Source organism: Parafrankia discariae (genome assembly GCF_000373365.1).
Lineage (GTDB): Bacteria > Actinomycetota > Actinomycetes > Frankiales > Frankiaceae > Parafrankia > Parafrankia discariae.
In genome coordinates this window covers 196,654-212,187 of record NZ_KB891103.1, presented here as the reverse complement: position 1 = coordinate 212,187, position 15,534 = coordinate 196,654, and the positions used below count along the sequence as shown (strand labels likewise).

16 protein-coding genes are annotated in these 15,534 nt (G+C 73.1%); 8 read left to right on the top strand and 8 right to left on the bottom strand.

All coding sequences use genetic code 11. The features are described from left to right. Positions 1-34: 34 nt before the first annotated feature. The 4 genes from B056_RS0102975 to B056_RS0102960 all read left to right on the top strand — a co-directional run bounded on the left by B056_RS0102975 (position 35) and on the right by B056_RS0102960 (position 3,503). Positions 35-1,708: a sensor histidine kinase gene (locus B056_RS0102975; RefSeq protein ID WP_035750040.1), complete on the top strand. Its 1,674-nt coding sequence runs from the start codon at positions 35-37 to the stop codon at positions 1,706-1,708. Next, on the top strand, positions 1,705-2,145 hold the full coding sequence (locus B056_RS0102970; RefSeq protein WP_018500417.1) for a response regulator: 441 nt from the start codon (positions 1,705-1,707) through the stop codon (positions 2,143-2,145). Before B056_RS0102975 ends, B056_RS0102970 begins: the two co-directional genes overlap by 4 nt. Positions 2,146-2,229: 84 nt before the next feature. Further along, positions 2,230-2,982 (top strand): TIGR03085 family metal-binding protein, encoded by a 753-nt coding sequence (locus B056_RS0102965; protein ID WP_018500416.1) that lies wholly within the window; start codon positions 2,230-2,232, stop codon positions 2,980-2,982. A gap of 41 nt (positions 2,983-3,023) precedes the next feature. Next, complete coding sequence (locus tag B056_RS0102960; RefSeq protein ID WP_018500415.1) at positions 3,024-3,503, top strand: NUDIX hydrolase; 480 nt, start codon at positions 3,024-3,026, stop codon at positions 3,501-3,503. A 75-nt stretch (positions 3,504-3,578) separates the two neighbouring features. Here the strand turns inward: B056_RS0102960 and B056_RS0102955 are convergent, their stop codons facing one another. Beyond that, complete coding sequence (locus B056_RS0102955) at positions 3,579-4,871, bottom strand: glycoside hydrolase family 26 protein (protein ID WP_026239261.1); 1,293 nt, start codon at positions 4,869-4,871, stop codon at positions 3,579-3,581. A 426-nt stretch (positions 4,872-5,297) separates the two neighbouring features. Here B056_RS0102955 and B056_RS0102950 point away from each other — a divergent pair, with 426 nt between their 5' ends. From B056_RS0102950 to B056_RS34870, 3 genes are all read left to right on the top strand, one after another. After that, positions 5,298-5,819, top strand: coding sequence for a CD225/dispanin family protein (locus B056_RS0102950; protein WP_018500413.1), 522 nt, complete (start codon positions 5,298-5,300; stop codon positions 5,817-5,819). A 131-nt stretch (positions 5,820-5,950) separates the two neighbouring features. Next, positions 5,951-7,285 carry an AAA family ATPase gene (locus tag B056_RS0102945; protein WP_018500412.1) on the top strand — a complete coding sequence of 445 codons (1,335 nt, stop codon included), beginning with the start codon at positions 5,951-5,953 and terminating at the stop codon, positions 7,283-7,285. Then, a complete protein-coding gene (locus B056_RS34870; protein WP_035749940.1) occupies positions 7,282-7,752 on the top strand; it encodes a hypothetical protein in 471 nt (156 codons plus the stop codon). Before B056_RS0102945 ends, B056_RS34870 begins: the two co-directional genes overlap by 4 nt. A 34-nt stretch (positions 7,753-7,786) precedes the next feature. On the opposite strand, the gene B056_RS0102935 is transcribed toward B056_RS34870, so the two are convergent. From B056_RS0102935 to B056_RS34865, 4 genes are all read right to left on the bottom strand, one after another. Beyond that, positions 7,787-8,434: a cytochrome b/b6 domain-containing protein gene (locus B056_RS0102935; RefSeq protein ID WP_018500410.1), complete on the bottom strand. Its 648-nt coding sequence runs from the start codon at positions 8,432-8,434 to the stop codon at positions 7,787-7,789. Then, the gene (locus B056_RS0102930) at positions 8,421-9,122 is read right to left on the bottom strand and encodes a molybdopterin-dependent oxidoreductase (RefSeq protein WP_018500409.1); all 702 of its coding nucleotides are present in this window, start codon (positions 9,120-9,122) and stop codon (positions 8,421-8,423) included. The genes B056_RS0102935 and B056_RS0102930 overlap by 14 nt, the downstream gene beginning before the upstream one ends. 150 nt (positions 9,123-9,272) lie before the next feature. Further along, the gene (locus B056_RS0102925; protein ID WP_018500408.1) at positions 9,273-10,091 is read right to left on the bottom strand and encodes an ABC transporter permease; all 819 of its coding nucleotides are present in this window, start codon (positions 10,089-10,091) and stop codon (positions 9,273-9,275) included. Next, positions 10,088-11,242 carry an ABC transporter ATP-binding protein gene (locus tag B056_RS34865; RefSeq protein ID WP_018500407.1) on the bottom strand — a complete coding sequence of 385 codons (1,155 nt, stop codon included), beginning with the start codon at positions 11,240-11,242 and terminating at the stop codon, positions 10,088-10,090. Before B056_RS34865 ends, B056_RS0102925 begins: the two co-directional genes overlap by 4 nt. 128 nt (positions 11,243-11,370) lie before the next feature. Here B056_RS34865 and B056_RS0102915 point away from each other — a divergent pair, with 128 nt between their 5' ends. Further along, a complete protein-coding gene (locus B056_RS0102915; RefSeq protein ID WP_026239259.1) occupies positions 11,371-11,865 on the top strand; it encodes an NUDIX domain-containing protein in 495 nt (164 codons plus the stop codon). 39 nt (positions 11,866-11,904) lie between these two features. Here B056_RS0102915 and B056_RS0102910 read toward each other — a convergent pair whose 3' ends face one another. The 3 genes from B056_RS0102910 to B056_RS0102900 form a co-directional block, all read right to left on the bottom strand. After that, on the bottom strand, positions 11,905-12,552 hold the full coding sequence (locus B056_RS0102910; RefSeq protein WP_018500405.1) for a response regulator: 648 nt from the start codon (positions 12,550-12,552) through the stop codon (positions 11,905-11,907). After that, positions 12,549-14,189, bottom strand: coding sequence for a histidine kinase (locus tag B056_RS0102905; RefSeq protein WP_020572281.1), 1,641 nt, complete (start codon positions 14,187-14,189; stop codon positions 12,549-12,551). The genes B056_RS0102910 and B056_RS0102905 overlap by 4 nt, the downstream gene beginning before the upstream one ends. A 181-nt stretch (positions 14,190-14,370) precedes the next feature. Beyond that, positions 14,371-15,357, bottom strand: a complete 987-nt coding sequence (locus B056_RS0102900) for a hypothetical protein (protein WP_018500403.1) — start codon at positions 15,355-15,357, stop codon at positions 14,371-14,373. Between the last annotated feature and the right edge of the window lie 177 nt (positions 15,358-15,534).

Sequence of the window (15,534 nt, the reverse complement as noted above, 5' to 3'; positions counted from 1 at the left end):
GCCCGAGCCCGGCCGTGGGGCGATCCTGCGCAGGATGCGCGGCTGGCGGCTGCGCCGGCGGCTCGCCGCGGTGTACATCGCGCTGTCGATGGTGCTGCTGCTGGCCGCCGGGATCGTCGCCTGGTCGCTGGTCCGGCTGGACGACGCCATCCACGTGCGCAGCGACGTGCTGGCACCCACGCAGACGGCCACGGCCCAGCTGACCTCCAGCCTGATCGACCAGGAGACCGGCATGCGCGGGTACCTCCTGCAGGGCGACCCCGCCTTCCTGTCCCCGTACGACACCGGACGGCAGTCCGAGGCGAGGCTGAGCTCCACCCTCGCCGACCGGGTGGCCGGCCGCCCGGAGTTCGAGCGGCTGCTCGGGGTGCTCCAGGCGCGGATCGCGGACTGGCACCGCGACTACGCCGATCCGTCGATCGCCGCGGTCCGCCGGGGGGGCACCGAGTCGGCCGGGATCCTCGACCCCGTCCTCGGCAAGTCGCGGTTCGACGCCGTGCGCGCCGCGGCCGCGAACTTCGACGACGCCGTCCGGGTGGCCGCGCTGGCGGCCCGCGACGACGTCACCGACGCGCTGCGAACGCTCATCATCTCGCTCGTCGTGGCCGCGGTCGCGCTCATCGTGCTGCTGGGGCTCATCTTCCGGGCGCTGCGGGTGTGGGTGACCCGGCCGCTAGAGGCCGTCGGTTCGGACGTCCGCGAGGTCGCCGCCGGGCGCCTGGAGCACGAGGTCGAGTCGGTGGGGCCCCCCGACATCGTCACCCTGGCCTTGGACGTCGAATCGATGCGTCTGCAGCTCATCGGTGAGCTCGAGGCGGCGCGCCGGGCCCGGCTGTCCACCGAGGCGCAGGCGGAGATCCTGCGCCGCTCCAACCGTGACCTGGAACAGTTCGCCTACGTCGCCTCGCACGACCTGCAGGAGCCGCTGCGCAAGGTGGCGAGCTTCTGCCAGCTGCTCTCCCGGCGCTACGGCGACCAGCTCGACGAGCGCGGAACCCAGTACATCCACTTCGCCGTGGACGGCGCGAAGCGCATGCAGCAGCTCATCAACGACCTGCTCGCCTTCTCCAGGGTCGGCCGCACCACCGACAGCTTCGCCGACGTCCCCCTGAACGAGGTCTTCGAACGGGTGCGCGGGACGCTGTCGCTGGCCCTGGAGAGCTCCGGGGGCGAGGTGACCGCGGGTGATCTCCCGACGGTGCCGGGTGACCCCGTCCTGCTCGCCCAGCTCCTGCAGAACCTGATCGGCAACGCGCTGAAGTTCCGCGGCGACGAGGCCCCACGGGTGCGGATCGGGGCGATCGACCGGGACGGCGAGTGGGAGCTGTCCTGCGCGGACAACGGCATCGGCATCGAGCCGGAGTACGCGGAGAAGATCTTCGTGATCTTCCAACGCCTGCACGCCCGGGACGTCTACGAGGGCACCGGCATCGGCCTGGCGCTGTGCCGCAAGATCGTCGAGTTCCACGGTGGCCGGATCTGGCTCGACGGTACGGTGGAGTACGGGACCACCTTCCGCTGGACGCTCCCGAAGCGCCCGGCCATGGTCCTGCCCGCCGACCTCGGGGCGAACGGCGCACCGCCGCTCACGGCCGCCGACGCCGTCAGCCCCGCCGGTCCTGCCAGCCCGGTCAGCGCCGCCGCTGCCGCCGCGGGTGCCGGTCCCGTCGTGGTCCCCGTCCCGCCGAAGTCAGGAGGTCCGTCGTGACCGAACCCGTTGTCCCGGTCGAGGTCCTGCTGGTCGAGGACGACCCCGGCGACGTGCTGATGACCCGCGAGGCGTTCGAGGACCACAAGCTCAAGAACAACCTCAACGTGGTCAGCGACGGCGTCGAGGCGCTGGCCTACCTGCGTGGGGAGGAGCCGTACACCAACGCGCCGCGGCCCGACCTGATCCTGCTCGACCTGAACCTGCCCCGCCGCGACGGGCGGCAGGTGCTGGCCGAGGTGAAGGCGGACGAGCGGCTGCGGCGCATCCCCATCGTCGTGCTGACCACCTCGGAGGCCGAGGAGGACGTGCTGCGCAGCTACGACCTGCACGCCAACGCCTACATCACCAAGCCCGTCGACTTCGAGCGGTTCGTGGCGGTCGTGCGCCAGATCGACGACTTCTTCATCACCGTCGCCCGGCTGCCCGCGCAGTAGCGGGTTAGCCGGGTGGGCGGCTCGTCCCCGGGGCGGCGGGTCCGAAGTGCCGTTACCCCCGCATCCATGGCCTAGAGTCACGGCATGGCTGCTGGGCGGGCAAGGGCACGACGGGAGAAGCTGGCCGATCTCCTTCGCGAGTTCGGGCCGGCGAGCCCCACACTGTGCGAGGGCTGGACGGCGCACGACCTCGCCGCGCACCTGGTCACCCGGGAGCGCGTGCCGTGGGCGGCGCCCGGTCTGGTCGTCGGCGCGCTGCACCGTGTCACCGAACGCGCCGAGCGCGCGACGATGCGCTCGCACACCTTCCCCGAGCTGGTGGAGATGTTCCGGGCGGGGCCACCGTGGTGGCACCCGACCCGGTTCGCCGTCGTCGACGACGCCGCCAACGCGATCGAGTTCTACGTCCACACCGAGGACCTGCTCCGGGCCGCGCCCGGGTCGGCCGCCGGGAGCGCGGCGGTCGGCGGTCTCGCGGGCGCTCGGGCGGGTTCGGGCGGTGCCGGCGGCTCCGGTGGTCCGGGTGCTCCGGCGGGCGGTGCCGGGCTCGGGCTGAAGCCGGGTGACGACGTGATCGCCGACCGGGAGGCGCTGTGGGGCGCGCTCCGGCTGGTCGGCCTCGCCGGCTTCCGACACAGCGCGGTCGGGGTGGTGGCCGAGCGCACCGACACCCCGGGGCGGCTGACCCTGCGGCGCCGCGAACCGGTGGTCGAGATCGTGGGACCCCCCGAGGAGCTTCTGCTGTTCGCCTTCGGCCGGCGCGGGGCGGCTCAGGTCGAGCTGCGCGGCGACCCGGAGGCGGTCAAGGCGCTGGCCGGGGCCCCCGCCGGCCTCTGACATCAGGCCCGCCGCCGCGGCCGGCCTGGCAGGCTGGACGGATGCCCGTCCTCCGCCGTGCCGCCCGGGTCGTCCTGTTCGATCCCGCCGACGCCTTCCTGCTCATCCGGTCGCACGACCCGGATCTTCCCGACGGGCCCACCTGGTGGCATGTGCCGGGCGGTGGCCTCGACCCGGGGGAGGAACCGGCGCAGGCCGCCGCGCGGGAGATTCGGGAGGAGGTCGGGGTGACCGTCGCCGACCTCGGGCCCTGCGTCGCCACCCGGACGGCCTACTTCACCTTCCTCGGCGTGGACTACCGGCAGGAGGAGTCCTTCTTCGTGGCGCGCCTGCCGCACCGGGTCGACGTCGACGACGCGGCGTGGAGCGCCGTGGAGCGCCGGGCCACCCTCGGCTGGCACTGGTGGACCCTGCCGGAGCTGCGAACCACCCCCGACACCGTCTACCCGCCCGCCCTGGCCCCGTTCCTCACCACCTGGCTGACCACCGGCCCCCCGGCCACCCCCCACTCCCTCACCTGACCGCCGCCCGAGACGACCGCGGCGGTCCGGGGAGCCGACGAGCTCCCCGAACCGCCACGTTTCGTGACAGGACGGCTACCAGAGGGACGCGTAGGTGCCGGCGCCGTTCGGGTTCTCGTTGGGGGCCACCAGCGAGGAGTGGACGTTGTTGGCCCGTGAGTCGTTGAAGTACGTCTCGTAGGCCAGGACGTCGGCGTTGGCCCGGAAGGTGTCGTACATCTTCTGGATGTACACCGGGTTGTCGCCGCCGGCCTGCCCGGCCCGGCCGGCCTCCGTGTCGGACCGCGCGACGAGGCCCCACTCGGGCACGGAGAACTGCTTGCCGTGCTGGCGGGCGAAGCGGATCGCCGAGCACAGGCCCACCGCCTGGTTGCACTGCTCGTCGAACTTGGCCGGCGTGGTGCTGGCGGGCCACTGGTCGTAGGAGTCGATCCCGATGATGTCGACGTATCCGTCACCCGGGTAGGCGGCCCACGGGCTGCTGCTGTGGGCGTTCATCGCCCAGTCGATGCGGACCTGCGGGTCGGTCGACCGGATCGCGCTGACGACCTGGCGGAAGCAGTTCACGTACGCGGTGGGATTGCCGCGCACCGCCCACTCGAACCAGTTGCCGTTGAACTCCCAGGCGAGCCTGATGATCGTCGCCGGCCGCCCCTTGGCGACCAGCCACCGGCCGAACTCCGCCCACTGGCTGTTGTAGGCGCCGGAGCCACAGGCCCCCATGCTGCCCTGGCCCTTCGGGAAGAACGGCTGCGAGATGACCCAGGTGCCGGGGAAGGTGGAGAACTTCTCCGGGCTGCCGCCGAGCCACGGGTGGGTGATCGTCTCCCAGCTGTTGCGGTCGGCGAAGGTCAGGACGACGTTCACCGGTGAGCCGCGCAGGCCCTCCCAGTTGCGGACCGTGGCCATCGAGTTCGCGTAGACGCCGCTCATCCCGCCGGGGACCCGGCCGCCGCCACCGCCGGCCGGGGCCGCCGGCGCGGCCGGTGCCGCCGCCCGCGGGACGGTGGCGGCCTGCGGGGCGCGCGTGGGCGGTGACGCCGCCGGTGCCTGGGTGGTGGCGGCCGGAGCCGGTGACGGGCTGAGGCTCGCCGCCGCGGACGGCCTGGCCGTGCCGGTGGGCCCGTTGCCGGGCGGGGTGTGCGTCCGGGTGGCGCGCAGGCCCTCGGCGTCGATGGCCGAGGCCTCGACCACCGCCGAACCGGCGCCGTCGTGTTCCGGGGCGAGCGTCCAGCCGACGGCCATGGCGACGATGGCCATGACGCCGAGCGACGCGATCCACGCGGGGTTGCGGGTGGGACGGCGCCGCTTGTGCGCGCCGGTCCGTGTGTTCGGGGGGTTGGGCTCACCCTCCGCACGATGTCTCACCGCGGATATCCCTCCGTGCCTGGCATCTGGCGTGCCGGGCGGTGTCGTTGTGGACCCCCCGATCCCCACCCGCTGCTTCGTGACGAAGCGGACGACTCCCACATGCCTTGGCTGGCGAATTCCTCCGGTCACTGTGACGTGACTAGACAGTTGTGACGGCAGAGTACACGGGTTCACATGAGCAGGTAGACGGGGGGAGGGATCCCGCATGGACTGTCGCCCTGCGTAGCGGATGGTTGTTTCGGGCCGCTCCTGTCGTCTAGGAGACAAGCAAAAGTGAAGTAGTTGCTCTTATGTAGTTCGTGTTGTTGATGGTGTCGCCTTCGGAAGCGTGTGTGTCGCGTGTGGCACAATGTCCGCCGCGTGGAGCGTCCGCGTCCGCGTGCGTAACGGTGCCTGTGTGGCGCATCGACAATTGGAGACGACGTGTCCCAGCCACCCGAGTACCCGCCGCCCGGCGGCTACGGCGGCCATGACCCCAATGCGGGCGGCCAGCACCCCCAGCAGGGCGGCTGGGGGGCGCCGCCACCCCCGCCCGGCGGCTATGGGCCGCCCCCGGGCGGCTACGGGGCCCCGCAGGACTTCGGTGGCTACTCCCAGCAGGGTGGCTACCCCCAGCAGGGTGGCTACCCGCCGCCGGTGAACGGGCCCGGCGGCTTCGGCCCGCCGCCCCCCTACGGTCAGCAGATCCCGACCTACCTGTGGCAGTCGATCGTCTGCACCCTGCTGTGTTGCCTGCCCGCCGGGATCGCCGCGATCGTCTTCGCGACGAAGGTACAGAGCCGGCAGCAGATCGGCGACTACGCCGGCGCCCTGGAGGCGTCCGGCAAGGCCAAGACCTGGTGCCTCGTCTCGTTCGGGGTCGGCCTGGTCTTCGTCGTCCTCGGCTTCGCCCTGGGGGTGACGGGCGCCCTCGACTCCGAGGCATCCGGCGCCTACGCGCCCTAGGGGCCCCGGCGTCGGTCGGCGGCGCGCCACGCGCCGCGGCGCCGACGCCTTGGGCGCCTCCGCACTCGGCGGAGACAGGTCGGCCACCCAAGTGTGATCGGTCCGGGAGCCGGCGCGGCTAGAGTCGGAGCGTGGCACGAGCCGAACTGCGGGAGATCAGGCTCACCGCCTTCAAGTCCTTCAGCGGAGCCGTGCTGCCGCTGTCCTCGTTCACTGTCCTCACCGGGCGCAACAGCAGCGGCAAGTCCAACGCTTTGGACGGCATCGAGGTGCTCGCGCGGCTGGCCGGCGGCGAGGACCTGTCGGACGCGCTGGACGGCCGGCGACGCGAAGGGGGCCCGGTCCGGGGCGGCTCACGCGGGTGCGCGCCGCACGGATCGAGCGGGTTCCAGCTTGGGTGCACTGTGAGCCTTGACGGCCAAGCGGTGCACTTCGATGTCGAGGTACAGGTCGACCCAGATCTTCGGATCATCTCGGAGACGCTCAGCGGGCCCGCGCCGACCGTTTCCGCGGCCACCGTCGACGACCACGTGCTCCTGCGGACCCGTCCGGCGCCTCCCGCGGCGACGGCGATCGAGGCGGAGACCTTCAACGGAAGGCGTGGGCGAAATCCCGTTCACACGTTTCGTGACTCACGGCTGGTTATTTCCCAGCTGGCTGGCCGTCTACCAGCCCGGAACCGGGCGGAGAAAGCCGTCCTGGACGCTGCGGACGCGGTGGTCACGGCTCTACGGGGGACTTTTCACCTGGATCCGGTTCCGCATCTGATGCGGGACTACGTCCCGGGTCGGGACCATGGTCTTCGCCGGACGGGAGAGAACCTCTCGGCCGCGATCGGCCAGCTGATCACGGAGGACCCCGGCGCATTCGCTCGCCTACAGGACCTCGTCCGGGAGGTGGCGGACGCTCCGGCCGAGGACATCATCGTCACCCGCTCCAGCCTGGGTGACGTGATGCTCGCGATCAGAGAGGGATCGGCTCCCGCCGATCTGACGCCCGCCCGCGAACTGAGTGACGGTCTACTGCGGTTCATGGCGGTGGCGACAGCGCTGCTGACGGCCGCCGACGGGCTGGATCTCGATCCCGGGGTCACCGACGGGAGCGCGGCGAAGGTGCTGCTTGTGATCGAGGAGATCGAGAACGGCCTTCATCCTTCACAGGCGTCCCGCATGCTCGCTCTGATCCAGAAGACGATCGAGGAGCGTGACACGCAGGTCGTCGTCACGACCCACAGCCCTGCCCTGCTCAACGCCCTGCCGGGATCTCTCAACCAGGACGTGATCGTCTGCTTCCGCGGCGGGGAGCACGGGTTGAGCGAGCTGAGCAGGCTTACTGATCTCGACGGCTACGCGGAGGCGATGGCGTCGGGCCGGCTCGGCGACCTGATCGCACTGGATCGGATGGTTCGCCCCGAGGTCCGCCGCCGGGATTTCGCGGATTTCGACAGGCTGCTGGGGATCGAATGAGACCTCCCATCTGGTTTGTTGACACATCCATATTATGTAACATTCTTGAGATTCCTGAGCGCGACCAGGAGCGTGCTCGGGTACTCGACGAACTCGGCAGGAGACGGAGCCTCGACGAGAGCCTGATCCTGCCCAGCGCGGTAGTCGTCGAGACTGGTAACCACATCGCGCAGGTCAAGAGTGGTTTCCATCGTCGTGATACCGCCATCCGGTTCGCCAAGATGCTCGAACTGGTGGCTGAGGGGAAGGCGCCGTGGAGTCTTAACAGCTCCGCCTGGGATGGTGATTTTCTGCGTAAGCTGGTCGATGGCGGCGCCACCGGCCTGGGTCTGGTCGATCACGCCGTGCAGGGTCTCGGCTGCGGTGACCTTTCGATTCTCGTCGAGCGCGAGATCTATCGGGAGCGGACCGGCCTTGCCGATGTTCGCATCTGGACCCTTGACCAGACGCTGGGCGCACACAGCTGACGAGACATCGCCGTCAGGGAAGGCGACGGCCAGGTCACTCGGTCGGCGGTGGGTCGGGTTCGGTGCGCCACGCGGGATGCTCGCGCAGGGCCCAGGCCCGGGGGACCACGCCGGTGCGCATCCCCAGCCGGGCGGCCGGGTCGCGGGAGGCCATCCACAGGTGGCCGCAGACTCCGGCGAACAGCCCGAGGGCCAGCAGGTCGTGCACGAACGTGGCACCGGTGCGGTAGGTGACGGCGAAGGCACCGCCGAACTGCATGATCACACCGGTGCCGAGCATGACGAGCACGGCTCCCGCGACGAACGCGGCGTACAGCTTCTGGCCCGCGTTGAACTTGCCGACCGCGGCCGGCTGCCGGCGGCGTGGTCTCGTTCGGAGCCACCTCCAGTCGGCGGGGGTGAAGCGGTCCAGCGCGGCGACGTCACGCCGGTATGCGGCGGAGAGCGCCGCGGCCAGCATCGGTACCGGCAGGGCGAGCCCGGCGTAGAGGTGCACCGTCGCGACCAGCTGGCGCCGGCCCACCAGCGTCGCCAGCGGTCCGAGGTACAGGACGGCCGCCGTCGCCAGGCACACCGCCGTCAGCGCCGCGGTGCTCCAGTGCGCCCAGCGGGTCGCCAGGCCGAACCGGCGCACGAACCCCACGGCCGGCCCGTCCCCGGCCGGGTCCTCAGACGGGCGCATCGTCGCGGCCGTTCGACTTTCCGATCCAGCCGTCGACGTCGTAGCCCTGCCGCTCCCAGAACCCGGGAGTGACGGTGTCGACCAGCTCGATCTCGGCGAGCCACTTGATCGACTTGTAGCCGTACATCGGTGCCACGTACAGCCGGACGGGACCACCGTGATCGTGCGTGACCGGACCGTCCAACATGGTGAGGGCGACCAGGACGTCGGGCCGGCGGGCCTGGTCGATCGTCAGGCTCTCGTCGTAGGCGCCGTCGAACGAGCGGAAGGTCAGCGCGGTCGCCCCCGGGCGGATGCCGGCCGCGTCCAGCAGGTCCGCGAGGCGCACACCCGTCCAGCGGACGGCGGTGACCCGCCAGCCCGTCACACACTGGAAGTCGCGCACGAGCTCGGTCTGCGGCATTCGGGAGAGGTCGTCCAGAGTGAGGGTGAGCGGCCGGTCGACCAGGCCGTGGACCCGCAGTTCGTAGTCCGCGGCCGTTCGTTCCGGCACGGAGGCGACGATCGAGTAGTAGCGGAACCCGCCGGCGGGGAGCAGGTCGATGAGCCCCGTCGGGTCGTTCTCGCGCAGCGGGACGATCAGCCGGTCGGTGCCGCGCTGCACGTCCGCGCCGACGGCGACGCCCAGCGCCCCGAGGCCGAGCATGGCGAAGACGACCCGCCGTCCCACCGGTGTGCCTTCGGTCATGCCCCCAGTCAACGCCGTGCCGGGGAGATTCGGCTACCGACCCGGGTGAGCTGGGCGAATCTCCCCACCGGACCGGACCGGGGTGGACCGGGGTGAACCGGTCCGCTCCGGAGCGGACCGGACCGGAGCCGGTGGCCTCGGCGGGCCCGGTCAGGCCGTGACGTCCCGGCGGCGCAGGCTCACCGCGCCGATCGCGGCGGCCACCAGCGCGTACGCGACGGCGGTGAGCAGCGCCGGCCGGTAGGAGGCGTCCGGCAGGCCGCCCCGGCCGACCGCGTCGAAGACGAGCCCCGGCAGGACCCGGGTGGCCCCGCTCCACGACTCCTGGACGATGTGCTCGATCGGGAACATCCACGCGATGCCGATGAGCAGCGCGGCGCTCGTCGAGCGCAGCAGGATTCCCAGCGTCGTGCCGACCAGGGCGAAGAAGACCGCCGCGAGCAGCGCGTTCGCGTAGGCGCCCGCCACCTCGCCGAACGCGGCCGACGTCCACCACGCGCTCGTGTCGACGTCCCGGACGGCGGCCATGACCGTCGCGGCGGCGACGCTCAGGCCGAGCGCGGCGACCAGCGACACCGCGACCGCGGACAGCGTGACGCCGAGCCGCCCGGCCAGCCAGCCCAGCCGGCGGGGCTCCTTCAGAAACAGGGTGCGCAGCGTTCCCTGACCGTACTCGGTGGTCATGCTGATCGCGAAGACCACGAAGACGAGCAGGCCGATGAAGGTCGTGCCGCCGCGGAAGCCCAGGATCAGGCCCTGGGACGACGCGAGCTGGGCGAGGGAGAGATCGAAGCCCGGCCCGGTGCCGGGGTCGGGCGGGGTCGGCTTCTCGTCGGCGAGGGCCATCGCCAGCACCGTCGACAGGACGGTGAGGAACCCGAGGACGGCCATCGCCAGCGCCGTGCTCGGCCGGCGCAGTTTGATCAGCTCGGCGTGGTAGCTGCGCGCCACGGTGTAGACGCCGGTCATCGGACTTCCCCTCCGTTGTCCTCGGCTCCGTCGCCTTCGGCTCCGTTGCTTTCGACCAGGCCCTGGTAGCGGTCCTCCAGGCTGGTCCGCTGGGGGGTCATCTCGACGAGCGTGATGCCGCGGGCGAGCGCGGCCCGGTTGAGCCCGGCGAGGACGGCGTCCGGCCCGCCCGGCGTTTCCGGTCCGTCCGGTCCGTCCGGCCCGGGGCCGCCGGCCGGCCCGGTGTGGTCGAGCTCGACGAGCAGGCGGTCGCCCGCGCGGTCCACGGGCAGCCCGAGGCCGGCCACCAGGTCCGCCAGCATCCCGAGGGAGTCGGCGTGCTCGGGGCGCAGCTCGACCCGGGTGGTCGTGGCGGCCATCAGGCCGTCCGTCGGGCCCTGGTAGGCGAGCCGGCCCCGCTCGACCACGATGATCCAGTCGCAGATCTGCTCGACCTCCGAGAGGAGGTGGGAGGAGACCAGGACGGTGCGCGGCCGGCCGTGCGCGCCGGTGTCCCGCTTGCCGTCGGCCAGTGAGCGGACCAGCGCCCGCATCTGCCGGATGCCGCTGGGGTCGAGGCCGTTCGTCGGCTCGTCCAAAATGAGCAGGTCCGGGTCGGAGAGCAGCGCCGCGCCGATGGCGAGGCGCTGCTTCATCCCGAGCGAATAGGTCCGGAAGGCGTCGTCGCCGCGGCCGGCCAGCCCGACCTCGGCCAGGATCGCGTCGACGCCGGCCGGGTCCTGCCCGGCGAGCACCGCCAGCGACGCGAGGTTGCGACGCCCGGACAGCGTCGGGTACAGCGCCGGGCTCTCGATCAGCGCGCCGACCCGGGGCAGGTACCGAGCTGGCGCGCCCAGCGGCTCGCCGAGGATCGTCCCGCCGCCCGCGCTCGGCCGGACCAGGCCGAGCAGCATCCGCAGCGTCGTGGTCTTGCCCGCCCCGTTCGGGCCGACGAAGCCGGCGACCACCCCGGTGGGCACGCTGATGTCGAGGTCGCGGACTACCGTCCGCCGCCCGTACCGCTTGGTCAGCCCGTGGACGTCGATCGCGGCCCGGGAGCGGCCCGGCCGGCCGCTCCCGCGGGCACCACCCGGGGTCCCGGCGGGCGGGAGGTCGATCACCGGGGCCCGCGTCCGGGCGTCCGGGCCGGTGTCGCTCGTCGTTGTCGTCATGCCGATCAGACTGGCCGTGACGCGATCCCGCGTCGTCCGGCGACGATCGTCATCCGGCTGCGCAACCGGGCGCATTCCGTGTACGCGGCTGTGCGCATCTCCTCGAAGCCGGCGCTACCGTCGCGGGCATGGAGACTCCCGCCGCGTCAGCCGCCCGGGCCTGGCGGAGCGGCCTGCCCCGTAAGCGGATGGCGGCCGGGGTGCTGTTCGTCGACGGTGCCGGCCGGGTCCTGCTGGTCCGCCCGACCTACCGGCCCGGCTGGGACCTGCCCGGCGGTGTGGTCGAGGCCGACGAGGCACCCCTGGCGGCGGCCCGCCGCGAGCTCGCCGAGGAACTGGGCCTGGACCGCCCGCCCGGCCGGCTGCTGGCCGTCGACTGGGTGCCCCCCGGGCCGGAGCGCACCGAGGGGCTGATCGTGGTGTTCGACGGCGGCGTGCTGACACCGGAGGAGACGGCCGGCATCCGACTGCCGGCCGACGAGCTCGCCGACTGGTCGTTCGTGGCGGCGGACGAGCTGCCCCACCGGATGAGACCGCCGCTGGCCCGGCGGGTGGCCGCCTGCCTGGCGGCGCGGGCCGACGGCACGACGGCCTACCTCGAGGACGGCGCGCCGCCGGGCTGACCCGTCCGGCGCGGCTGGCGCCGACGGCGCGGCGGCGGGTCAGCCGGCCAGGCCCGCCTGGTTGGCGAGGACGGCGAGCTGGGTGCGGTCCCGGGCGGAGAGCTTGACCATCACCCGGCTCACGTGGGTGCGGGCGGTCGCCGGGCTGATGACCAGCCGGGCGGCGATCTCGTCGTTGGACAGGCCCAGCCCCACCAGGCCCATCACCTCGCGTTCCCGGACGGTGAGGCTGGTCAGGTCCACCGCGGCCGGGGCCGCCGGCCGGCGGGCGAAGGTCTCGATGACGCGGCGGGTGATCGTGGGCGAGAGCAGCGACTCACCGGCGGCGACGACCCGGACGGCGCGGAGCAGGTCCGCGGGCTCGGTGTCCTTCAGGACGAACCCGGACGCGCCGTGGCGCAGCGCCTCGAAGACGTACTCGTCCAGCTCGAACGTGGTGACCATGACGACCCGGGTGGCGGTCAGCCCGGGATCGGCGGTGATCGCGCGCAGGGCGGCGAGGCCGTCCAGGACGGGCATCCTGATGTCGAGCAGGACGACGTCCGGGCGGGTGCGGCGGACCAGGGCCAGCGCGGCCTGGCCGTCCTCGGCCTCGCCGGCGAGCTCGAGGTCGTCCTCGGTCTCGATCAGCACCTTCAGCCCGAGCCGGATGAGCGGCTGGTCGTCGGCGACCACGACCCGGATCACCGGGCCGCTCCGAAACGACGGGACGCGGCCGGATTCGGGGCTGGAGCCGGTGCCGGGGCCGCGGGCGAGGCCGGGTCGGTGGGCGCGACCGGCGTGGGCAGGTCGGTGCGCACGCTCCATCCTCCCCGCGGGCACGGGCCCGCCGTCAGGGACCCGCCGAGCTCGTCCACACGTTCGCGCAGGCCGCGCAGCCCATGCCCGGTCGAGCGGACGAGCGGCTCGCCGTCGGCGGGCAGGTCGGCGCCGAGCTCGGTGGGCTCGTCGACGATCTCGACCTCCAGGCGGTCCACGGTGGAGCGGAGGGTGACCCGGGCCCGGGCCGGGCCGGCGTGCCGCAGCACGTTCGTCAGCGACTCCTGGACGATCCGGTAGGCGGCGAGATCGACCTCGGCGGGCAGGTCGGTGAGATCTCCTTCGGTGACCAGCTCCACGGCGATGCCGCACAGCCGGACCTCGGAGACCAGCCCCGGCAGCCGGTCGAGCCCGGTCAACGGCGTCCGGAGCGCCTCACCGGGGCCGGGGCCGGGACCGGTACCGCCCGCGCCGTCGCCCTCGCCTCGTCCGGCGGGCCCGCCGGACCCGGTGCCTCCGGGGCGCGCGGTGTCCCCAACGAGCACGGTGCTTCCCGTCTCCCGGGTGCTCCCAGCTCCGGCGGCTCCCGTCGGCGCGGCGGGCGGGGAGAAACGGTCCGCGCGGTCGACGCCGGTTCGGGCGTCGCGGGCGCGGGTGAGGGCGAGGGTCGCCCGCAGCTCGTCCAGCGCGTCGACGCTGGTGCGGCGGATCGCCTCCAGCGCGAGCTGTGCCTGCTCCGGCCGCCGGTCGAGCACATGCAGGGCCACCGCGGCCTGCAGCGAGATGATCGAGAGCCCGTGGCCGACGACGTCGTGGACCTCGCGGGCCATCCGCAGCCGCTCCTGCTCGATCCGCCGCCGGGTGGCCTCCTCCTCCGCCCGCGCCGAGGCGAGGCGGCTCAGCCGCAGCAGCGCGCCCAGCACTGCCGGGATGAAGGCCACGCAGAGAACACCGATGCAGGTGTAGGCGAGGTCCCACCCGCTGTCGAGATAGCCGCGGGCGAACGACACCGCGCTGGCGAGCAGCAGCACGACCGCGCACGCCTTCGCCGCGCGGCCGGCCGTCCGCGCGGGCACCCGCACGCCCACGGTGAAGGCGGCCGCGGCGACCGCCAGCATCGGTGGCCCGTGCGGATAGCCGACGGCGGTGTAACCGCCGATGATCAGGGTCTCGACGGCGAGCAGGACCCGCGGGGCGTACCTGCGCAGCGGGAAGACAACCACCGCCAGCGCCAGCAGCAGATAGGCGATCCCGTCCAGAGCGTGCCCGGGCGGGATCTGGTCGTGCGCCGCGTTCGTCGACCCGACCAGCAGGATCAGGCCGACGACGGCGGTGGGCAGGACGTCACCGGCGACCGCGGTCCCCGCTCGGCGGGCCCGCCCGGCGGGGATCCGCGCGATCAGGGCGCTGCCCGGGTAGCGGGGGAAGCCCTCGAGCCCCGCGACGGCCTCCAGCCGGTTCCACAGCCCGCGCGCCGCGGTCAGCCGTGCCGCCAGAGCGCGCACCCCGGCCCGCGGTGGGCGCTCGGCCGGCGGCGGGTGCTCAGCTCGCCGGGCTCCCTCCACCGCTCCGACGGTAGCGACCCCGGGCCGGGCGGTCATCCGTCCGCGGACGTATCCGCTCGTACCCGAGCCGACGTACGGCGCCGGTACGCGCGCTGCCGAGCAACCGTGGCGGTTGAGCGACAGCCGGGACTCACTCGACCGCCACGCATCGCCGGGCGGCGCGCCGGCCAGGCCGCTGTGGTCAGCGGCGGGCGGGGTCGCGCTGCTCCAGGCGCAGGCGGAGGCCTTCGGGGGTCGCGACGACGTCGGCGAGGCGGGTGCCTCGGGGGAAGGAGGGCAGCAGCACGACCGGTTCGGCGAAGACCGCGGTGTGCGCCGGAGTCATCAGCTCGCCGGGCAGTCGCTGGTCGCCCAGGACGATCTCCTCGGGTACCAGGGCGAGCCGGCCGTCCCGGACGAGGGGCGTGCCGATGATCCGGACCGGCAGTGAGCGGTCCGGCAGTTCGATCTCGGTGCCGATGGAGAGCCGTTCGTCCCCGCCGTAGGTGATCTCGGTCCACCGGGTGGGGGATGGCCGCCGCGCGCGGCACCCGTCGCCGACGCCGCCGCGACCCCTCAGACCACCCAGGCCTCCCAGATCGTCGAAGCCGTCCGAACCACCGAGGCCGTCCAGCGCGTCGAAGCCGTCCAGCGCGTCGAAGCCCTCGATGTCACCGAGGCGGTCGAGGGCGGCGAGGATGTCGGGATCGTCGGCGCGGCCGGCCGGGAAGGCGCCCCCGTCGCCGCCCCTGACCGTGCCCCGGGTCCGGCCGGGGCGGACGACCGGCCCGCAGGAGTCGCCGAACACCCCGGCGTAGCCGCCGAACAGTGACATCAGCGCGAACGACGGGTCGTCCCAGGTGTTGCCCTGAGCGTCGCAACCGCTGCGCAGGCGGCGCAGCTCACCGTAGGTGGCGGTCGCGGAGAGCTCCAGGGTGGACGGCCGTCCGGTGGCGGCGTTGAGCAGGTAGGGGAAGCTCGGCGGGCGGACGCGGATCGTCGCGCCGAGCTCGCCGAGACGTCCGCCGAGACGGCGGTTCGCCCGCGACACGGCGATCCGGGCGGCCAGCCTGTCGGCGAGGGTGCCGACCACCGCGCCGCAGATCACCGCCAGCACGGCCGCCTCGGCCCGAGCACGGGTGGTGGTGGGTGGGCGCGGACCGGTGGTGGGCGGCGTGGCGGGCGGCATGGCGGCTCCTCGAAGATCCGTGCTGGAGGCCAGGTGCTCGTGTTCGTCCGATCACGCTCACGTCGGCCGGGCTCGGCTGGGTCCTGAGCCGAGCGCACACCGTCCGTCTGTGAGCCGGATGCGAGAAGAAACAGAATTACCTGTGCACCCTCTGGTACGTCAGGAGGCCGTGTCAGA